Raw genomic sequence first — 18,810 nt, forward strand, 5'->3', positions numbered from 1 at the left:
GCGGCGATCATGGTGTGAAGCCTCGCCTGCGCCTGGGGCCGTCATCTCCTGGCCGGGATCTACAAAGCACTCGCGCCAGCGGCTGCCGGGTGGCGACCAGCGGGCCTGCGCTTTGTTTCTCTATGTAATATATTGGACAAAACATATTTTTGTCCTAGACAATTCGCAAAATCCCTCAAAACATCCCGGCCATGACCGGACGTTTTGTCCCCTTCAGATCAATGACGCCACTTTCTGACCCCCTGCCTTTGGCGCCTGGCCCCGGGCTGCCCATCTCGGCCGTCGAACGCGAGACCGGACTTGCCAAGGACACCCTGCGTGTCTGGGAAAGACGCTACGGCTTTCCAAGGCCCGAACGGGATTCGGCAGGCGATCGCCGCTACCCGGCAGACCAGGTTCGACAACTGACCCTGATCCGGCGGCTCATGGATACGGGGCTGCGCCCCAGCAAGCTGATGGGGGTGGATCTGGATGGCCTGCAGTCGCTGCTGGCACGCGCCGACACCTCGCCGGGCAAGGATTTGTCCAGGACAAATTCAGAGAATGCAGCGGACTCTGACCGCTTCGCCCCCATGCTCAACGCCATTGCCGCCCATGATCCCGCCCAGCTCAGGCATTGCCTGAGCCTGGCCCAGTCGCGCATGGGCCTGGCCGGTTTCGTGACCACGCTCGTGGCCCCGCTGACCACGGCGGTCGGCGAATTCTGGGCACAGGGGCGTTTTGAAGTGTTCGAAGAGCACCTGTACACCGAGGTGCTCACCGGCGTCCTGAGGCAGGCAATCGCCTCGCTCGCCCCCCCTTCCCCGCCGTCCGCGCCCAAGGTGTTGCTGACCACGCTCCCGCAGGAGATGCATGGACTTGGGCTGCTCATGGTCGAAGCCCTGCTTGCCCTGGAAGGCTGCAACTGCGTATCGCTGGGCACCCAGACGCCCATCGGCGACGTGGCACAGGCCGCGCGGGCGCATCGCGCCGACATCGTGGGGCTGAGCTTCAGCAGCGCCCACAACGGAGCGATGGCGCAGGCTTGCCTGGGCGAGCTGCGCAGCCACCTGCCGCCGTCCATCGAGTTGTGGGCCGGTGGAGCATGCCCGGCGCTTTATTCCAGCCCGGTCGGGGGCATCACGCCGGTGCGCCATCTCACGGATCTGCAACCGCTGGTCGCCCGATGGCGGCAGACGACAAGAACATCAAGGACATACGCATGAACTTTCCCGCCCCCCGCCCCGTCTTCACCGCCAGGCGGCGCACCCTGCTGGCAACGGCCCTTGGCGCCGGCCTGCTGGCCAGCGGTTGCGCCAGCATGCGCCCGCCCGGCTCGGTCACGCCCGTCTCACCGTTCGATCTGCAGCGCTACCAGGGCCTGTGGTACGAACTGGCACGGCTGGACCATGGTTTCGAGCGGGGCATGACCGATGTGACCGCCGAGTACACGCCGCAGGCAGACGGCAGCGTGAAGGTGGTGAACCGGGGGTTTTCCGTGCCGCGGGGCCAGTGGCAGCGCGCCGTCGGCAAGGCCTTGTTCACGGGCAAGCCGGACACGGCTTCGCTCAAGGTCTCCTTCTTCGGCCCGTTCTACGGCGGCTACCATGTGGCCGCCCTGGACCCTGACTACCGCTGGGCGCTGGTCCTCGGGCCGGACACGCAGTACTGCTGGATACTGGCCAGGGAGCCGAAACTGCCCCCGCAGACGCTGCAATCCATCGTCGCCAAGGCAGGGGAACTGGGCGTCGATACCGGCGCGCTGATCTGGGTCAGCCATGAGCGCCACCAGGAAGCGCACAGCCAGGAGGCCTTGTGAACGGCGCGCCCCCCGTCGCGGTGATCGGCGCGGGAATGGCAGGTTTGGCATGTGCACAGCTGCTGGCCGAGGCCGGCTGCCGCGTGGATATCTTCGAGAAAAGCCGAGGCCCATCCGGGCGCATGAGCACGCGGCGCGCGCAGGATCCGCAGGGTGCGTGGCAGTGCGATCACGGCGCGCCATCGTTTGCGGCCCAGGACCCGGAGTTTGTGCAGGAGGTGCGCCAGTGGGAGCAGCACGGCGTTGTCGCCGCCTGGCGTCCGCGCGCAGTGCGCCTGCAGGGCACACACGTGGTGCCAGCAGAGGCAGCCCCCGACCGCTGGGTAGGCGTGCCGCGCATGACCTCTCCCGCAGCGTTTCTTGTCCAGCGGCTTGCACAACAGGGGCATGGCGCACGGCTGCACCTGCAAGCCGCGGTTCAGCAGTTGCAGTACGAATCTGCCTGCTGGACTGTGCACTGCGCTGAACACGGGCAGATCGGATCGGAATACTGCGCCCTGGTGCTGGCAGTGCCTGCACCGCAGGCGGCAGCCTTGCTGGAGCCGGTCTCGCCCTATGCGGCGGCACTGGCTGCCAGCGCGCGCATGCAGCCGTGCTGGGTGGCCATGCTGCGTACCGACGCCCCCCTGCCGCTGGACTGGGATGCGGCAGAAATCACGGATGGCCCGCTGTGCTGGGTGGCACGCGACAGCGCCAAGCCAGGGCGGCAGGAGCCGCAAGTGCCGCAAGGACCTCAGACCTGGGTGCTGCATGCCAGTGCACGGTGGAGCCAGGATCACATCGAGTCGGACGCCGAATCCGTGGCCCGGCAACTGCTGCAGGCATTCGAGGCTCTGACCGGGCCACTGCCCCACCCTTTGCCAGGCGGCCTGCGCGTCACAGCCCACCGCTGGCGCTATGCGCTGCCGGCGCCGCACCTGGTCAACCGCTGCTGGTGGGACGCGCCTGCGGGCCTGGGCCTGTGTGGCGACTGGATGTGCGGCGCAGGCGTTGAAGGCGCCTGGCTCAGCGGACGGGCGCTGGCCCGGCGCGCCCTGGCCACGCTGACGCGCTGAACCACAGGAACGCCCGCGCCATGCACAAGAAGCCCCACCTGCCCTCCAAGCTGTGTGCGTGCTGTGGTCTTGCGTTCACATGGCGCAAAAAATGGGCACGTGATTGGGACGAGGTCAAATACTGCTCGCAGCGCTGCCGCACCGCGCGACTGCCGCCTGATCACACTCCCCCATCTGCAGGCCGCCAGCCAAGGCGCTGACCTCCAAGCGGGCCATGCGCCCCGCACATCCTGGGAGCCCTGGATTGCCGCCAGGCCGGCCCCATAATGCGCCACCCCATTGCATCAAGGAATTGGCACCTATGTCTTCCGGCGGCTTTCACGTCCACGGCCCACACGATCACGAACTCGAACATGCTGCCCAGGGCGAGCATGGCCAAACCGCCCACCACGGCATCGGCGGCGGCAGCCTGACCAACCAGATCGCCATGTGCACGGCAGTCATCGCCACGGTGGGCGCCATCTTCGCGTACATGGGCGGCGCCACCCAGGCCAATGCCGGGCTGTACAAGAACGACGCAGCCATCAAGAAGACCGAAGCGGCCAACCAGTGGGCCTTCTTCCAGGCCAAGAGCACCAAGCAATCGCTGTCCGAGTTCGCGCGTGATCTGGCGACCACGGAGGACAGGCGGGCCGCCTACCAGGCCAAGGTGGAGCGCTACGAAAAGGAAAAGGACGACATCAAGCGCGATGCCGACCGCCTGGAAGCCGAGGCCCGGCAATGGGACGAGAAGTCCGAGATGCAGATGCATCTGCATCACCGCTGGGCGCAGGCCACCACCGCGCTGCAGGTCGCCATTGCCCTTGCAGCCATCGCGCTGCTGACCAAGAAGAAATGGCTGGAATACGCCATGCTCGGCGTGGCAGCGCTAGGCCTTGGCGTGGGCGGGCTGGCCATGCTGCACATCTAGAGCGTGTGGCAAAGCCGCAAAGCCGCATATCCGCCTTGGAAGGCAGCTGTGAAACAGCCCCCTGATTCCCCGGCCTTGCCCGCGGCTCAGTCCTCGCTGGGACGGGGGTAGCCAGCCTCTGCCCAGGCTTGCGCAGACGTCCGGGTGAGCTGATGGTCCGGCCTGACTCCCACCTTGGCCAGCTCGCTGCCGTCGGCGGCAGTGGCGGTGAGCGTGGCGCTGGGATTGTCTTCATCGGGCTCGATATCCAGAGAGACGGTCACGCGTGACCCGCCCACCATGATCTGCACATCCTTGTGCAACTGCGCTGCCAGATGCTGCTCATGCCGGCGCATCACCTCGTGCGCCGTCTTCACGAGCGTGTTGAAGGCGGAAACGTCCAGCGGCTTGGGATTTTTCTTGTCGCGGCCCATGGTCCACGGGCCGACCAGGCTTGGCTCCACCTGGCCGTCCTGGGTCATGGCAACGGCCCAGCCATCGTCGTCTTCATTCTTGATGACGCGGGCCTCCCAGCCGTTGTGATGCCAAAGGCGGTCTTCGAAGATTGATACGACTTCTTGTTCGAGTTCTGCGGACATGTCCAGACTCTTCCCTTGTGGAAACTATCGAGCCCGAAATTCTACTGTCCATCCATACAGTTCGCGCACAGGGGTCTATTGCGTAGGCAGCGGCTGACCGAGCTGCGTCGGGTCGCATCGCTTGCACGTTGCGCCCGCTACAAATTGCCGCCGCAACGAAGGGCTTGCGAGTGCGATAAGCTTCAAGTTCTGTTGAAGGTCAAGAACCCCTTGCCGAAGGTTGCGCATGAACATTGGTGAACTGAGCAAACGCACAGGCCTGTCCACATCACGCATTCGTTTTTATGAGCAAAGCGGCCTGCTGCAAGCGGCTGAGCGTGGCTTGAATGGCTACCGCAGCTATCCGCCTGAGATGGTGCAGATGCTGGAGCTGATTGCGATGGCGCAGGGCGTGGGTTTCAGCCTGGATGAAATTCGTGCACTCTTGCCGCCCGGCCTGCAAGGCTGGGACCATGAGGCCGTCGTGGGCGCGCTGCGCCAAAAAATTGCCGATATCAAGGCCATGGAGAAAAAGCTGCAGACCAGCAAAAAGCAGTTGCAGGCTTTGTTGGCCGATATTGAAGCGCGGCCAGACAACATGGATTGCCACGACAACGCACGCCGCGTGCTCTCACATGTACTGGCCCAGCAATCCGAATCCTTGGCCTCTGAAGCAGCGGCCGAAGAAAAAATGGGCAAGCTCATGCGCACCGGACACAAGAAGCGGGCAAGCGTGGCATAGGCCTTCGGCAGTTTGGAACGCGGCCCTAGCGCCCTGCCAGAGCCTGCACCACCTGCTTTGCAGTCGCTTTGGCCGACCCCGGGTTTTGCCCGGTGATGAGGCGGCCATCGGCCACCACATACGAGATAAAAGGCAGCAAGGCTTTTTGATAGCGCGCACCGCGCATCTTCATTTCCTGCTCGGCGTTGTAGGGCATGGACCGGGCCACTCCGGCCAGGATTTCTTCCGTCCATGAAAAACCCGTGACCCGTTTGCCCGCGACCAGCAAAGAGCCGTCGCTGAGCTGCGTATTGAGCAGGCCGCAGTAGCCGTGGCAAACCGATGCAACGATGCCACTTCGCTCCCAGATGCTGCGTGTGATGCGCTGCAGCCCCGCACTATCGGGAAAATCCCACATCACCGCATGCCCTCCCGTGAAGTAGATGGCATCGAAATCGTTCGCGACGATATCGGCAGGTGCCGCAGTGTTCGCCAGCAGGGCCATGCGCGCGGGATCATCGAGCCAGGCTTTGGCCGAAGCATCGAAGTGCGGCCATTGGAGTGCGCGCGGCTCCAGTGGTACGGCGCCACCCAGCGGGCTCACCAGTTGCTGCGGGTACCCTTGCGAAGCAAACACATCCCAGGCATGGGTCAGCTCTGACAGCCACAGCCCTGTGGCGTGCGCAGGGTCGTCGTAATGGGCGACATTGGTGACGACATGCAAGACACGTGGCGTACTCATGAAGACTCCTGCGCGATTTGCTTGAGGCCCTGTGCGTAGCTGGTGACAGCAAAGTCGGGAAAGCGGCGCTTGAACTTGGACGAATCAAACACATTGTCGTGCGCGTAGCGTGGCAGCAGTTCACGCAGTTCGCGCACAGGCTTGGAGACCCAGCCAGCAACCACCATGGCCAGGTGGCTCAGTACCTTGTAGCGCGGCTCAACCCCAAAGGTTGCAGCCGCCAGGTTCACAAAGGCCTGATAGGTCAGCCGCTCATCCCAGCAAGGCAGATGCCAGGTCTGGCCATACGCATCTTGCGCATTGCCAATGGCTGCCATGGCGCGGCTTGCATCGGGCGTCCAGATCAGGGTGCGCAGCTTGTCGTCACGGACCGGCACTTTGGCCTTCTGGCCCGCCTTGAGCGGGCCAATCACCAGGGTGTTGGTGATGCTTTGGGTTTTGCCGGGGCCGTAGAACTCTGGCGCGCGGGCAATGGCGACGGGGATATCGCCGCGCTGCATCTCGGCCAGCACCATCTCGGCCATCAAGGCGCGCACGCGCCCCTTGCGGCCCACCGGTGCAAAGGCGGTTTCCTCGGTCTGCCGCTGCGCGGTTTGCGGGTACATGTAGGTGTTGTCGAAGTAGACAAATTTGGCCCCCGCTGCCCGCGTGGCATCAAGTGCGTTGCGCAGCATGGCAGGAAACTGCCCCTCCCATAACTCGGTGTCTGGTGGCAGGCCAGCGGTGAAGTACACGACCTCGCTGCCACTCACGGCCTCCAGGGTTTGCGCGGAATTCATCAGGTCGGCGGACACCAGCTCGTCCGTATCGTTCACCTTGCGCGGCTTGCGGCTGACCAGGCGCAGGTTCTGCGTGTAGTTGCGGTGGAGCTCGCGCGCCAGCTCCACAGCGATCTGGCCATTGGCGCCCAAAATGGTTTGCATATCGATCCTTGCAGCATCTTGTGTGATGTGAGGACAAGGAGCTTAAGCTTCAACTTGAGTTGAAGGTCAAGCGGCAAACTACAGATCCCTGATACCAGGTCGAAGACAAACCCGACGGCTCGCTGGCTGTCTGCAAAACCCCGGCGTCTCCATCATGCCGGGGAGCCTGGGGCCTGGGGCCTGGACACTGCGACCTGCTTTGGTGCACCTGGTGAAGGCCCGGTTCGGGCCGGCAGCGCCTGTGCATGAGCCGCGAGAACGGCCCTCCAGCAGCCGCCAGGCTGCGTCGGCGTTCACTGTCATTGAACTCAGCCGCCTTCACACGCCCGTGTTGCATCGGAGTGTTTCACCCCGCCCTGTCAAATGCTCTTCCCGTAGAACGGGACCAGCTTGGCCACCACGGCCTCAACGTATTCAGGGACCCAATAGGTTTCAATGTGGGTTGCGCCCTGGATCTTGAACAGCTCCTTGTCCTTGGCACCGCTGGCCTTGGCGAACGCCTCCTCGGTCATGTAGAGGCTGTCCGCCTTGCTGCCGGCAATCATCAACAAGGGTTGCTCGATCAGTTCGATCTGGTCAGTGGCGTCCCAGCGCATCAGGTCCAGCAGGCTGCTCGTCGTGTACTTGAAGGTCGAGCCGGGATGGGCATGCGTGCGCCAGTAGTACTCATAGCCCTGTCGGTACATCTCGAAGGGCAGCGCTGCGATCTGCTCGTCCGTCATGTCCGCGTCGCCCGAGTAGAGGATCTTGCCACCGGCCACCTGCTGAGCACGGGCATCCGAGGCCTGCTTCAGGCGCTGCTGGATCGTGGATAGCTGCGAGTCTGCGAAACCGTTGCGGCGGACCCTGCCGGAATTGAACATGCTCAGCGTTGCGACGGACTTGAGGCGCTTGTCCGTCTTCGCCGCTGCCAGCGAATAGCCGCCGCCACCGCAGATGCCGAGGAGGCCGAGACGATCCGCGTCGACGCCCGCGTAGGTGGTGATGAAGTCCGCCATGCCATGAATGTCCTCGATGCGGTTCATCGGCGTGTCCACTGAACGCGGCAGGCCGCCGCTGCCGCCTTGATAGGCTGCATCGGCCGTGATCGCCACGTAGCCGTGCTCGGCCAAGCGTTGGGCATACAGACCGGCGGTCTGTTCTTTCACACCACCGTTGGGGTGTGCAACGACGACAGCGGGGTACTTCCTTGCCGGGTCGAAGTTCGCCGGCGTATAGACATTGGCCACGATGTCCAAGCCACCAAGTTTGTACTTCACCGGGTGGATGTTCACCTTGCCAGGCAGGTTCTGCGTGATGGCGTCGCCATAGACGAGCGTGAAGGGGTTCTTCTTGTAATCGGCCGCTGTTGACGGTGAGGGAAGGGCCATGGCTGTAACTCCGAGGGCTGCTGCAGAAATTGCGATGGCCGAAGTGCCCAGGAACTCGCGGCGCTTCGTGTCAATGGATAGGTGGGTCATGGGTCGTCCGATCTACTGAGACATCTGTGCGGTTCTTGCGAACCAGGCGAAAGGGTCAATCGAGCCTCTTCCTGGTGAGGAAGGAAGACACCAGGTCCGCGATCTGGACGTTGTTCAGGTCGGACATGATGAAGTGGGTGTTCCCGCGTATGCCCATCTCCGGCAAATGCACGAGCTGCGCATCTCCGCCGTGCCTGTTGACGGCGTCCACCCAAAGGCGAGCCATGGCGAGCCGGACGCGCCAGTTGTCCTGGCCGCGCTCGGTGGTGGGCTCAGTGGGGAAGTTGTCGCCGTAGTAAATGACGATGGGGATGCGGGTGAGCTTTTGGAAGTCTTGTGCCGATACAGCCTCCGGCGCCAGGGTTCCCGCAGCGCTGGGCATGGCGGCCGGCAGCTCCCCCGGCGGGAAGATGAAGCCGCTGCCCGGCTCGAACGCCACGACGCCCTTGACGTTGGCGCTCTTGATGGCTGTCAGCCAGCCAGGTCCGCCGCCCTGTGAGTGCGTGAAGAGGATGGCCGGGCCTGTCTTGGTGAAGAGCGCAGCCATCGCCTCGGCGATCACGTTGGCGTCATAGGCGCCGGTGTTCGGCGTCACCGAGCGCAGGAACTGGTTCAGTGTCTCCGGCTGGCGGTCGAACTGCACGTTGTCGAAATAGCACGGCCACTTGCCAAAACGGAACTGGTCGAAGAACAGCTGGTCGTAGGGCGTCGGCTCGGTCGTCGTGGCGACGGTGCTGTTGCCGGCCCTGCCTCGGCGCGGCTGATCGACAAGGTAGACCGGGAAGCCGCGGCGCAGGAACAGGTTCTGGAAGCCCTCGCGGCCATCCGACGTCGTTTCCCAGCTCCGAGCCGACTGGAAGGCACCGTGCAGCATCACGATGGGCAAAGGCCTCGGATTCTGCGGGACCTGATAGAAGGCGTAGAGGTGATCGCCGTGGAAGCTTTGCCCTGCGCTTGTCGGCTTGTCGTTGTCGTAGACGCCGGGCACCGTCTTCACAACGCCACCGACCGCGAAGCTGCCCTGGCGCTGAATGACCAGGGGCCTCGGCGAACTGTCCGAATGAGAGGCGCAACCTGCCAGCGATAAAGCCAAGACAAGTGCTCCTGCGCGGAAGATGCGGGTGATGCTCATCATCAGCCTTTTGATGCAGCGTCGAGGGCCTGCACGAGTGCGTCATTGGCGCGGGCTGCCACCTCGGGGCCGACCTCTTGCGCCAGCGCTTGGCTCAGCTGCCGCAGTTGCGATGCGGTCAGACCCATGCGCAGGCTGGCTCGCATGTGGGACCGCAGCTGGTTCTCTGCACCCGGTGTCGCAGCCAGCGCTCCGACCGTGGCCAGCTCGCGGCTGCGCCAATCGAGGTTGTCGCGCTCGAAAATGTCGCCAAACAGGTGCGCCTGCAGAAACTGATTGATGATCGGCGCGAACTCGAACACCGGGCCCTGGACCGGTCCACCTGAAATCTCGGTCTGATTGGCCTGGCCGGCCAGCACCAACTCACGGCCGGTGGACACGGCTCGGCTGGGGTCGTGACCCGGAGCGTCCTGCACGCCGCGCTGCTTGCGCAGCTCGACGACCTTGAGCAGTTCGCCGAGCGCATTGAGACTTCTGGGGAAGCCCGCGTAGGCATAGAGCTGCACCAGGACTTCCTTGGCCTCGCTGACTGTCATGCCCGCGTCCAGCCCCTGGTTCAGTGCCATGCCCAGCCGGGGCATGTCACTGATTGCCGTGAAGGCGGCCATGAGCGGAATGGCGCGTTGCCTGGGGCTCAGCGAATCGGACGCAGGCTGCACGACCCTCTGTGGCTCCTGTGGCTTCCGTGGCTGCTGTGCCCTCTGGCCGGTCATCGCGGAAAGGCCTGCGCTCACCACGGCGGCCTGGTAGTCCTGCTCGCAGAGTTTGTCCTGCCAGGCCACGGAGCTGCCGTTTTCTTTCTCGGCGATGGCGATGTGGGTCATGGAGCCTGAAGGCCCGGCGCCATGCCAGTGGCGCACGTTGGGCGGGATGGTCACGACATCGCCAGGGCGAATGATGAGCGCCGGCTGGCCTTGTTGTTGCACAAGGCCCTGTCCCTCGGTGACGATCAGCGTCTGACCGAGCGGATGGGTATGCCAGGCCGTCCGCGCACGGGCCGTGAACGTGACGGTCGCTCCACCGGCCGTTCCGGGGAGCAGCGCCTGAAAGGGTGAGCTGATGCGGACGTCGCCGGTGAACGTCTGGGCCGATCCAACGCTGACCTGCTGCGCAGACGCGGAGCGAACTTCGACGACGGGCGGCATTGCGCCAGGACCGGCAGACTGCGCCGCAGCGGCGGTCACCGCACCGCTCAGGGCCATTGAAAGCAGTGATTTCACGAGAGCGCCTCCTGTTGTTTCGCCTGATGGCGGCGGTGCGGCTTGACGATAAAGAACCACGAGACGATCAGCGCCAGGCCGAGCAACAAAGCAGCCACGTCCATGACGGCAGCAATGCGATGCGCGAGGGCAGCACTGTCTTGTTGCTCGATGGACGAACCAGCGCTGGCGAAGACAAGAACCAGCAGCCCAAGCCCCAGTGCTCCCCCCAACTGGTGAGCCACGTTGACCAGGCCGGAGGCAGCACCCGCGTCCTCACGCGCCACTCCCGCCACACCGGCCGCGGTCAACGGCGCCAGCAACAAGCCCTGGCCCAGTCCGATCAGGACCATGGGCGGGGCGATGCCGGTCCAATAGCTCGATAGCGCATGCGCTTGACCCAACCAGGCGAGGCCCACCACTCCGAGCAGCAGGCCGGCGAGAAGCAGCGTCTCGTTGCCGAAGCGGCGGGCCAGCCCGGGCACGGCCATGGCCGAGGCAAAGTTGGGCAGCGTCACGGGCAGGAAGGCAATGCCGGCTTGCATGGGCCGCAGATGCAGCACGCCCTGCAGGAACTGCGTACAGAAGAACCAGAAGCCGACGGCGCCGCCCAGGAAGAGCATGCGCGTGATGTACGCACCAGCTCGCTGCGGGCTGGTGAACAGGCGCAGCGGCAGGATGGGTTGCCGGACCCGGCGCTCAATGCCGATGAAGAGCAGGATCATCAGCATGCCGCCGACCAGGGCCCCCTGTGCGAGGCCATCGTGCCAGCCAGCTTCGGCTGCTCTAACCAGGCCGTAGACCAGCGCCGTCATCCCTATGGTCGAGCTGAGGGCGCCGCCCACGTCGAACTGGCCTTCCTGCTTCTGGGTCTCGGCAATGTGGCCACGCGCAGCGACGATCAACAGCAACCCTATCGGCAGGTTGATGAAAAAGCCTGCGCGCCAGGACACCAAATCAGCGAACAGGCCGCCCAGGACCAGGCCCAGGGTTGCGCCGACACCGGCAGCCGCCGCGTACAGCGAGAGCGCCCGGGTGCGGCCTGGCCCCTCCGCGAAATGCGTGGACAGCAGTGCGAGCGTGGACGGCGCAAGGACGGCGGCGCCTACACCTTGAATTGCGCGGGAGACCAGCAACCAGCTTGCGCCAGGCGCCAGGCCGATGGAGACGGAGGCGAGTGTGAACAGCGCCAGCCCCAGGATGAACATCCGCCGGCGGCCCAGGATGTCGCCAGCGCGAGCACCCAGGAGCAGCAAGCCACCGAAAGCCAGCGTGTAGGCATTGGTCACCCAGGACAGTTGCGCCGAAGTGAAGCCCAGGCTTGCCTGGATGCGGGGCAGACCCGTGATGACGATGGAGATGTCCACGACGATCATCAGGTAGCTGGCAACGATGATGGCCAGGACCTTGTTCTCGTTGCGGATGGGGCAGGATTGCGCGGCGTTCATCGCGGTCACTCAGATGTCCAGCCTGCGCTCGGACATCCACTTGACGATGGCCGGGTCGCGGTGAGAGAAAAAGCTGCTCGTGTTGGTGTCGAGCGTGGCGATGATTGCCATGTGGGCGTCGCTGAGTGCGAAGTCGAAGATGGCGATGTTCTCTGCCATGCGCTCCTTGCGGACGGACTTGGCGAGCGCGACGATCCCGCGCTGTACCAGCCAGCGCAGCACCACCTGGCCGACCGACTTGCCGTAGTGCCGGGCGATGCCGATCAGCACTTCGTTCTGGAAGAGGCCATTGCGGCCTTCGGCAAACGGAGCCCAGGCCTCGGCCTGCACACCCATCTGTCTCATGAACGGCACGGCTTCCAACTGCTGCTGGAAGGGATTCACTTCGACTTGGTTGACCGCCGGTGCGATCTCGTTGAACGCCTTGATGTCCATCAGGCGGTCCGGTTGGAAGTTGCTGACGCCGATGGCGCGCAGCTTGCCCGCGCGGTAGGCGTCCTCCATCGCGCGCCACGACCCGTGGACGTCGCCGAAGGGCTGGTGAATCAGGTACAGGTCGAGATAGCTGAGCTGCAGCCGACGCAGGGACTTGTCGATGGCTTGCTGCGTGCGCTCGTAGCCGGTCTCCTGCACCCAGAGCTTGCTGGTGACGAAGAGCTGGTCACGCGGCACGCCACTGGAGCGCAATCCCTTGCCGACCGCTTCTTCGTTCATGTAGGAGGCTGCGGTATCGATCAGCCGGTAGCCGGCTTCGATGGCGTCGACGACGCTGCGCTGGCACTCATTGGCATCGGCGATCTGGAAGACGCCATACCCGACCATGGGCATGTGAAGACCGTTGTTCAGAACGACGTGTTGCATGAGCTTTGCCTTGTAGAGGTTCGATGGCACGAACTTTAGGCAAGGGACTGGCATCTGAATAGATGCATTTGAGTTGTTGAATTAGCATCAATTCAATGACAATGAAAGCCGCGAGGAGGCCACTCATGGCGATCAACGAGCTTCGATCCATCACGACCTTCATCAAGGCAGCGGAACTTGGCAGCTTGCGCAAAGCTGCAGCAGACCTTGGCATCAGCCCCCAGGCGGCGAGCAAGGCGTTGGCCCAGCTGGAAGCCCATCTGGACGTGCGCCTGTTCCATCGGACAACGCGTGTGATGTCGCTGACCGATGCAGGACAGCGGCTGTTCGAAGACGTGCGGCCGGCCGTGACGGGAATGCACAGAGCGCTGCAGTCCGCCAAGTCGGCACGGGATGAATTTGCGGGCCCGCTGCGCATCACGGGACCTCGCACCACGTTCCAGCCGATTCTTTGGCGCCTGGTCGACGAGTTTTGCGATATGCATCCAGGGATCCAGCCCGACGTCTTGCTGGACGACCGTATCGGCAACTGGGTGGAGGATCGCGTGGACGTAGGCTTTCGCCTCGGCCCGTCGCCCCATGAGGGCGTGATTGCACGACGGCTGTTCCCGGTTCAGTTGCCCATCTGCGGCGCACCTTCTTACTTCGCGAAGCACGGTGTGCCCGAGTCGTTGGCTGACCTGGCCACACACCGCTGCAGCGCTTATCGGCATCCGAGCACGGGGAAAGTGCTGCCGTGGCGGGTGAAGATCGACGGCCAGGCCGCCGACCAGCCAGTCGCCCCGACGATCTGCAGCAACGACGAGCTGTTTGAGCTGCAAGCCGTCCTGGCCGGCAAGGTGCTGGCCCAGCTCGCGGGCGTCACCGCGGCACCGTTTATCCGCTCCGGCAAGCTGATCCCGATCCTCGTGGACCACATGCCGGACTACGCCAGCTACTTCGTCTACTTCGGAAGCAGGTCGTCCCAGCCAGTACGAGCCCGTGCATTCATCGATTTGGCCGTTCAACGTCTGGTGGACAGCCCGGAGTACGTACTCAACCCGAGCGAGCTCCGGGGCAAAGTCGGGCGACCAGGCCGCGCTTGATGCGGCGCAAGCAACATCAGCCATGGCCCCGAACTCACGGCGCCCCTCCCCCTTCAACGCCCCCGCATCCCCATCAAAACCTCAATCGTCACCGTCGTCGCGTCGTCATCCGGCCTTTTGCGATGCGCGATGCCCAACGCCCTTGACAGTGCTGGCCGCAGGGGTCGCGTGGTGATGCGTGGGTCAGGCTGCGGTGCGCCGGCCTCATGGGGCAGCAGCGCGGCGCCGTAGCCCGCTGCCACCAGGCTCTTCATTGCGTCGTTGTAGTTCAGCTCGATCCGTGCCTGCGGCCGGGCGCCGCCTGCGGCAAACCATTCGGCGGTCTGGCGCGACAGCCGGGTGCCACGGTCGTTGGCGATCAGGGGGCGGGCCGCAAGCCACGCGGGCGTGATGTGCCGCGGCGGCTTCCAGGCGGCCGGGATGAAGGCCAGCACCGGGTCCTGGCGCCAGGCCTGCACCTGCAGCCCGCGCAGCACGGGCTGCGGCAGGGCAACGATGCCGATGTCCAGGCTGCCGGCAGCCAGGCGCGCCAGGGCTTCCTCGCTGGTCATCACCGCCACTTGCACATCGATCTCGGGATGCCGGGCGGCCAGGGTTTCCAGCGCCTGGGGCAACAGGTGCGCGAGTGCGCCGGTGGAGGCGCCCAGGCGCACGCGGCCCCGCGCGTGGCGATCTGGCGCTGCACGGTCTGCAGGAGATCGTCGGCCTCGGCCAGGAGCTGGCGCGCCTTGTCTATCAGCAGGCTACCCGCCGATGTGGCGGTGACGCCGGCCGGTGCGCGGTGCAATAGACGTGTTCCCAGACGCTCTTCGAGCTGCGCCACATGCAGCGTCACCGTGGGCGGCGCCAGGTGCAGCACCTTGGCGGCGGCAACGAATGAGCCCAGGTCGGCCACCGTCAGCAGGGTGCGCAGACGGTCCAGATTGATTTCGCGCATGGTGCGGTGTCCCAGGTTGCCAGCAATTCAGGAATCATGAATCCGTAGTTTGTCAGATTCAACTGGCCTGCATGCGGCAGGCGCTGCAACATGCGCTCCACACCCAATCGGAGCAACCCATGACCTCTCTTGTTTTCATCGATGGCGACCAAGGCACCACCGGCCTGCAGGTGCGCGAATGGCTGGCGGATCGGACCGACCTGCGCCTGCTGCAGCTGCCGGCCGACCAGCGCAAAAGCACGGCGCACCGCGCCGAGGCGCTCAACGACTGCGACATCGCCTTGCTGTGCCTGCCGGACGAGGCTGCGCGCGAGGCCGTGGCGCTGGTGCGCCGGCCCGGCGTGCGCGTGATCGATGCGAGTTCTGCGCATCGCACCGCGCCGGGCTGGGTCTATGGCCTGCCGGAGCTGGAGGCAGGCCAGGCTGAACGCATCGCCCATGCCCGGCGCGTCAGCAATCCCGGCTGCTATCCGACAGGTGCGCTGGCACTGCTCAGGCCCTTGATCGACGCGGGCCTGCTGCCGCCCGACTACCCGCTGGCCATTCACGCGGTATCGGGCTATTCGGGACGGGGCCGCGCAGGGCTGCTGGACCATGAGGGCGCTGCCGCCGCGACTGCCGTGCCCCTGCAGGTCTATGGCCTGGGTCTGCACCACAAGCACGTGCCCGAGATCCAGCAGCATGCCGGCCTGGCCCATGCGCCGGTGTTCGTGCCGGCCTATGGCCACTACCGGCAAGGCATCGTGCTGACCATCGCCCTGCATCTGCGGCTGCTGCCCGCCGGTGTGACCGCCCGCAGCCTGCACGCTGCGCTGCATGCGCGGTACCAGGGCCAGCCCTGCATCGAGCTGCAACCCCTGGAGGAGGACGCCGATGCGCAGCGGCTCGACCCGCGCGCGCTCAATGGCAGCAACCGGATGCGGCTCGCGGTGTTCAGACAGCCGCAGGAGCAGCAGGTGCTGCTGACCGCCGTGTTCGACAACCTGGGCAAGGGCGCCGCCGGCGCGGCGGTGCAGAACCTTGATCTGATGCTCGGGCTGCAGCCGATGCTGCAGCCAGGATGCGATGAATCCCTGAGCGTGGTGTGAGCCTGGCGTGAGCGTGGAGTGAGTGCGGTGTGAGCTGCCGGCCTGGGGAAGACGGGCAAGATCCGGGCAATCCTGCTTCAAGCCTCGACGCCACAGGCCACCGACAGATAGCTTTTCATGCGCGCGCTGGCCCGTTCCGGGTCGGCCAGCGCACCGCAGGCATCGGCCAGCTCGAACACCTTGGCAAAGTGCACGGCCCCGCGTGCAGACTGCATTCCACCGGCCATGGAGAAGTGCTTCTGGTGGCCATTGAGCCAGGCCAGGAACACGATGCCTGCCTTGTAATGCCGCGTGGGCGCGCAAAAAATCTCGCGCGACAGCGCCACCGTGGGATCCAGCAGTTCCCGGAAGCGTCCCCTGCGGCCCTGGGCCAGTTCGGCCAGCGCCACGGCCGCCACCGGGGCGATGGGGTCGAAGATGCCCAGCAGGCCGTGGGAGTGGCCGCCCTCACCGGCTGCCGTCCCATCGCCGGCCATGAGTTCGGCGTAGTGGAAATCGTCACCCGTGTACATCTTCACGCCCGCAGGCAGCCTGCGGCGCAGCGCCCTCTCCCATTGCGCATCGAGCAGCGATACCTTGATGCCTTCGACCTTGGGCGCTTTCGCTGCGATCAGCGCGGCGACGGTATCAAGGGCCTGCGCCAAGTCCGTACTGCCCCAGTAGCCGCGCAGCGCAGGGTCGAACATCTCGCCCAGCCAGTGCAGCACCACGGGCTGGTCGGCCGCGTCCAGCAGCCGGTCATAGAGTTGCAGATAGTCCTGCGGGCCGCGCGCGGCCTGGACCAGGGCGCGGCTGGCCATGAGGACCACGGGGCAGCCTTCGGCCTGCACCACGTCCATCTGCTCGCGGTAGGCCCCCTCGACCTGTGCCAGCGTGACCCCGGGTTGCGCCGCCAGCTGGTCGGTGCCCGCGCCGCAGGCCAGCTGGCCGCCCACTGCCCGCGCATGGCGCGCGCTGCGCTGGATGAGTTCGCGTGCCGATGGCCAGTCCAGGCCCATGCCGCGCTGGGCCGTGTCCATGGCTTCGGCGACCTTGAAGCCCAGGCGGTACAGATGCTCGCGGAAGGCCAGCGTCGCCTCCCAGTCGATGGCAGGCGGGCCATCCCAGGGATGCGTGGCGGCCAACGGGTCGATCACCACATGGGCCGCTGCATAGACGCTGCGGTTGAAGGCAGGGGCCGGGCCCGCGGGAGCGATGGGACTGGCCCTCATGGCCAGTGGCACGAGACGGCCGTCGCTTCGGGGAAGGAGGATCTGCATGGGGGTCTCCTGCCTCAAGCCAGTTGGCCGAGGATGTGGTCGGCAGCCTTCTCGGCCACCATGATGGTGGGAGCGTTGGTGTTGCACGAGGGGATGAAGGGCATCACGGACGCATCGGCCACGCGCAGCCCCTCCATGCCGATGAGCTGCAGTTGCGGCGTCACCACGCTGTCCGGGTCGTGCTCGGGGCCCATGCGGCAGGTGCCCACGGGATGGTGGTCGGTCTTGGCATGGGCGCAGGCGTAGTCAGACAGTTCGGCATCGCTGTCCCGATGTCCGCCCGGCAATACCTCGCCGTGCACGTAGCGCCGCAGCGCGGGCTGGCACAGCAGCTTGCGCGCAAGGCGCAGGCCCTTGATGGACATGGCCCGGTCATGTGGGTCGGCCCAGTAGTTGGGATCGATCAATGGCGCCGACGCCGGGTCTGCATCCGCGAGCCGGACCGTGCCACGCGAGCGGGGGCGCAGGTAGGCCGTGTTCAGCGTCACGCCCGCGTTCTCCAGCCCGGTCATTCCGGCTTCTATGCCCGAGCCCAGCCCCAGATGGAACTGGATGTCGGGCGAGCGCGCGAGCGCATCGGGGTCGGCATACCAGAAGCCCCCGGTCTCGAAGAGGCTGGAGGCGGCCGGCCCTTTCTTGAGCAGCAGGTACTGCAGGCCCGCCCAGGCCGCGTGCCAGGGGCGCTGGTATTTGTCGTAGGTGTGGTCGCCCGTGCATTCGGCGATCACGAACAGGTCCAGGTGGTCCTGCAGGTTGGAGCCGACACCAGGGAGGTCATGCACAGGCGCCAGCCCCACGCTGCGCAGATGGTCGGCAGGGCCTATGCCGGAGTGCATCAGCAGCCTGGGCGAGCCTATGGCGCCCGAGCAGACGATGACTTCGCGGCTGGCGTGCACGCTGAAAGGCGTGCGGCTGGTGCCCGAGACCGCCTCCACGCCAACCGCGCGCCGGCCCTGCACCAGCACGCGCAGCGCCTGGGTCTGCAGCTGGATGGTCAGATTGGGGCGGCGCATGCGCACCGGATCGATGAAGCCGGTAGCCGCCGACGCACGGCGCGCATTCCACTGCGTGAGCTGGTAGTAGCCCAGGCCCTGCTGCGCGGCGCCGTTGAAGTCGGGGTTGAAGGGCATGCCCATTTCCTGGCCGGCCTGGAAGAAGGCCTCGCAGATGGGCAGCGGGCTGACGGGGCAGGACACGCCCAGCGGGCCGCCGTAGCCGTGGTACTCGTTGGCAAAGCGCTGGTTGTTCTCCGAACGCTTGAAGTACGGCAGCACGTCGCGCCACGACCAGCCCGTGGCGCCGCCCAGGCGCTCCCAGTCGTCATAGTCTGCCGGCACGCCGCGCGTGTACAGCTGGGCGTTGATGGTCGAGCCGCCACCGATGACCTTGGCCTGCGTGTAGCGCAGCACGCGCTGGTTCAGATGCCGCTGCGGCACGGTCTGCCATCCCCAGGAGCCCCGGCCCCGGGTCATGCGCGCAAAGCCCGCAGGCCAGTGGTACAGAAGATGCGAGTCCCAGCCCCCGGCCTCCAGCAGCAGCACGCGCACCGAGGGGTCGGCGCTCAGCCGGTTGGCCAGCACGCAGCCGGCCGAGCCCGCGCCCGTGATGATGTAGTCATAGCTGTCCATGGTCATC

18 protein-coding genes and 1 pseudogene are annotated in these 18,810 nt (G+C 65.5%); 8 read left to right on the forward strand and 11 right to left on the reverse strand.

All coding sequences use genetic code 11. The annotated features are described in order from the left end of the window. Positions 1 to 221 precede the first annotated feature (221 nt). From BO996_RS19475 to BO996_RS19495, 5 genes are all read left to right on the forward strand, one after another. Positions 222 to 1,205 carry a MerR family transcriptional regulator gene (locus BO996_RS19475; RefSeq protein WP_071956161.1) on the forward strand — a complete coding sequence of 328 codons (984 nt, stop codon included), beginning with the start codon at positions 222 to 224 and terminating at the stop codon, positions 1,203 to 1,205. Further along, entirely contained in the window at positions 1,166 to 1,798 is a 633-nt protein-coding gene (locus BO996_RS19480; RefSeq protein ID WP_071956162.1) for a lipocalin family protein, read from the forward strand. The genes BO996_RS19475 and BO996_RS19480 overlap by 40 nt, the downstream gene beginning before the upstream one ends. Then, positions 1,795 to 2,853: an NAD(P)/FAD-dependent oxidoreductase gene (locus BO996_RS19485; RefSeq protein ID WP_071956163.1), complete on the forward strand. Its 1,059-nt coding sequence runs from the start codon at positions 1,795 to 1,797 to the stop codon at positions 2,851 to 2,853. Before BO996_RS19480 ends, BO996_RS19485 begins: the two co-directional genes overlap by 4 nt. Before the next feature lie 20 nt (positions 2,854 to 2,873). Further along, the gene (locus BO996_RS19490) at positions 2,874 to 3,053 is read left to right on the forward strand and encodes a DUF2256 domain-containing protein (RefSeq protein WP_071956164.1); all 180 of its coding nucleotides are present in this window, start codon (positions 2,874 to 2,876) and stop codon (positions 3,051 to 3,053) included. Between the two features lie 101 nt (positions 3,054 to 3,154). After that, positions 3,155 to 3,763 (forward strand): DUF4337 domain-containing protein, encoded by a 609-nt coding sequence (locus BO996_RS19495; RefSeq protein WP_012206105.1) that lies wholly within the window; start codon positions 3,155 to 3,157, stop codon positions 3,761 to 3,763. An 86-nt stretch (positions 3,764 to 3,849) separates the two neighbouring features. On the opposite strand, the gene BO996_RS19500 is transcribed toward BO996_RS19495, so the two are convergent. Further along, positions 3,850 to 4,341: a hypothetical protein gene (locus BO996_RS19500; RefSeq protein WP_013801982.1), complete on the reverse strand. Its 492-nt coding sequence runs from the start codon at positions 4,339 to 4,341 to the stop codon at positions 3,850 to 3,852. Between the two features lie 226 nt (positions 4,342 to 4,567). Between BO996_RS19500 and BO996_RS19505 the strand changes: the two genes are divergently transcribed. After that, entirely contained in the window at positions 4,568 to 5,062 is a 495-nt protein-coding gene (locus BO996_RS19505; protein ID WP_071956165.1) for a MerR family transcriptional regulator, read from the forward strand. Between the two features lie 25 nt (positions 5,063 to 5,087). Here BO996_RS19505 and BO996_RS19510 read toward each other — a convergent pair whose 3' ends face one another. The 7 genes from BO996_RS19510 to BO996_RS19540 all read right to left on the reverse strand — a co-directional run bounded on the left by BO996_RS19510 (position 5,088) and on the right by BO996_RS19540 (position 12,806). After that, positions 5,088 to 5,783 (reverse strand): type 1 glutamine amidotransferase domain-containing protein, encoded by a 696-nt coding sequence (locus tag BO996_RS19510; protein WP_071956166.1) that lies wholly within the window; start codon positions 5,781 to 5,783, stop codon positions 5,088 to 5,090. Beyond that, positions 5,780 to 6,706, reverse strand: a complete 927-nt coding sequence (locus BO996_RS19515) for an NAD-dependent epimerase/dehydratase family protein (protein ID WP_071956167.1) — start codon at positions 6,704 to 6,706, stop codon at positions 5,780 to 5,782. The genes BO996_RS19510 and BO996_RS19515 overlap by 4 nt, the downstream gene beginning before the upstream one ends. Before the next feature lie 359 nt (positions 6,707 to 7,065). Continuing rightward, positions 7,066 to 8,166, reverse strand: coding sequence for an alpha/beta hydrolase (locus tag BO996_RS19520; RefSeq protein ID WP_071956168.1), 1,101 nt, complete (start codon positions 8,164 to 8,166; stop codon positions 7,066 to 7,068). A gap of 55 nt (positions 8,167 to 8,221) precedes the next feature. Beyond that, positions 8,222 to 9,301 carry an alpha/beta hydrolase gene (locus BO996_RS19525; RefSeq protein ID WP_442856932.1) on the reverse strand — a complete coding sequence of 360 codons (1,080 nt, stop codon included), beginning with the start codon at positions 9,299 to 9,301 and terminating at the stop codon, positions 8,222 to 8,224. After that, complete coding sequence (locus tag BO996_RS19530; RefSeq protein ID WP_071956169.1) at positions 9,301 to 10,518, reverse strand: (R)-mandelonitrile lyase; 1,218 nt, start codon at positions 10,516 to 10,518, stop codon at positions 9,301 to 9,303. The genes BO996_RS19525 and BO996_RS19530 overlap by 1 nt, the downstream gene beginning before the upstream one ends. Further along, complete coding sequence (locus tag BO996_RS19535) at positions 10,515 to 11,945, reverse strand: MFS transporter (RefSeq protein WP_071956170.1); 1,431 nt, start codon at positions 11,943 to 11,945, stop codon at positions 10,515 to 10,517. Before BO996_RS19535 ends, BO996_RS19530 begins: the two co-directional genes overlap by 4 nt. A gap of 9 nt (positions 11,946 to 11,954) precedes the next feature. Continuing rightward, the gene (locus tag BO996_RS19540; RefSeq protein ID WP_043821588.1) at positions 11,955 to 12,806 is read right to left on the reverse strand and encodes an aldo/keto reductase; all 852 of its coding nucleotides are present in this window, start codon (positions 12,804 to 12,806) and stop codon (positions 11,955 to 11,957) included. Between the two features lie 125 nt (positions 12,807 to 12,931). Between BO996_RS19540 and BO996_RS19545 the strand changes: the two genes are divergently transcribed. After that, a complete protein-coding gene (locus BO996_RS19545) occupies positions 12,932 to 13,891 on the forward strand; it encodes a LysR family transcriptional regulator (RefSeq protein ID WP_013801970.1) in 960 nt (319 codons plus the stop codon). Positions 13,892 to 13,944: 53 nt separating this feature from the next. Here BO996_RS19545 and BO996_RS19550 read toward each other — a convergent pair. Further along, positions 13,945 to 14,828, reverse strand: a pseudogene (locus tag BO996_RS19550) (LysR family transcriptional regulator). A 119-nt stretch (positions 14,829 to 14,947) separates the two neighbouring features. Between BO996_RS19550 and argC the strand changes: the two are divergent. Then, positions 14,948 to 15,916, forward strand: a complete 969-nt coding sequence (gene argC / locus BO996_RS19555) for an N-acetyl-gamma-glutamyl-phosphate reductase (RefSeq protein ID WP_071957166.1) — start codon at positions 14,948 to 14,950, stop codon at positions 15,914 to 15,916. Positions 15,917 to 15,993: 77 nt separating this feature from the next. Here argC and BO996_RS19560 read toward each other — a convergent pair whose 3' ends face one another. Then, positions 15,994 to 17,175: a dihydrodipicolinate synthase family protein gene (locus BO996_RS19560; protein WP_071956171.1), complete on the reverse strand. Its 1,182-nt coding sequence runs from the start codon at positions 17,173 to 17,175 to the stop codon at positions 15,994 to 15,996. A gap of 14 nt (positions 17,176 to 17,189) precedes the next feature. After that, the gene (locus BO996_RS19565; protein WP_071957167.1) at positions 17,190 to 18,803 is read right to left on the reverse strand and encodes a GMC family oxidoreductase; all 1,614 of its coding nucleotides are present in this window, start codon (positions 18,801 to 18,803) and stop codon (positions 17,190 to 17,192) included. Positions 18,804 to 18,810 lie beyond the last annotated feature (7 nt).

Source organism: Delftia sp. HK171, from assembly GCF_001886655.1.
Lineage (GTDB): Bacteria > Pseudomonadota > Gammaproteobacteria > Burkholderiales > Burkholderiaceae_C > Comamonas > Comamonas acidovorans.

Bases quoted from the DNA above. Each gene is read 5' to 3' on its own strand.
- BO996_RS19560 (WP_071956171.1), bottom strand. From the start codon at position 17,175: ATGCAGATCCTCCTTCCCCGAAGCGACGGCCGTCTCGTGCCACTGGCC.
- BO996_RS19490 (WP_071956164.1), top strand. From the start codon at position 2,874: ATGCACAAGAAGCCCCACCTGCCCTCCAAGCTGTGTGCGTGCTGTGGT.
- BO996_RS19495 (WP_012206105.1), top strand. From the start codon at position 3,155: ATGTCTTCCGGCGGCTTTCACGTCCACGGCCCACACGATCACGAACTC.
- argC (WP_071957166.1), top strand. From the start codon at position 14,948: ATGACCTCTCTTGTTTTCATCGATGGCGACCAAGGCACCACCGGCCTG.
- BO996_RS19540 (WP_043821588.1), bottom strand. From the start codon at position 12,806: ATGCAACACGTCGTTCTGAACAACGGTCTTCACATGCCCATGGTCGGG.
- BO996_RS19535 (WP_071956170.1), bottom strand. From the start codon at position 11,945: ATGAACGCCGCGCAATCCTGCCCCATCCGCAACGAGAACAAGGTCCTG.
- BO996_RS19515 (WP_071956167.1), bottom strand. From the start codon at position 6,706: ATGCAAACCATTTTGGGCGCCAATGGCCAGATCGCTGTGGAGCTGGCG.
- BO996_RS19475 (WP_071956161.1), top strand. From the start codon at position 222: ATGACGCCACTTTCTGACCCCCTGCCTTTGGCGCCTGGCCCCGGGCTG.
- BO996_RS19565 (WP_071957167.1), bottom strand. From the start codon at position 18,803: ATGGACAGCTATGACTACATCATCACGGGCGCGGGCTCGGCCGGCTGC.
- BO996_RS19505 (WP_071956165.1), top strand. From the start codon at position 4,568: ATGAACATTGGTGAACTGAGCAAACGCACAGGCCTGTCCACATCACGC.
- BO996_RS19480 (WP_071956162.1), top strand. From the start codon at position 1,166: ATGGCGGCAGACGACAAGAACATCAAGGACATACGCATGAACTTTCCC.
- BO996_RS19545 (WP_013801970.1), top strand. From the start codon at position 12,932: ATGGCGATCAACGAGCTTCGATCCATCACGACCTTCATCAAGGCAGCG.
- BO996_RS19500 (WP_013801982.1), bottom strand. From the start codon at position 4,341: ATGTCCGCAGAACTCGAACAAGAAGTCGTATCAATCTTCGAAGACCGC.
- BO996_RS19525 (WP_442856932.1), bottom strand. From the start codon at position 9,301: ATGATGAGCATCACCCGCATCTTCCGCGCAGGAGCACTTGTCTTGGCT.
- BO996_RS19520 (WP_071956168.1), bottom strand. From the start codon at position 8,166: ATGACCCACCTATCCATTGACACGAAGCGCCGCGAGTTCCTGGGCACT.
- BO996_RS19510 (WP_071956166.1), bottom strand. From the start codon at position 5,783: ATGAGTACGCCACGTGTCTTGCATGTCGTCACCAATGTCGCCCATTAC.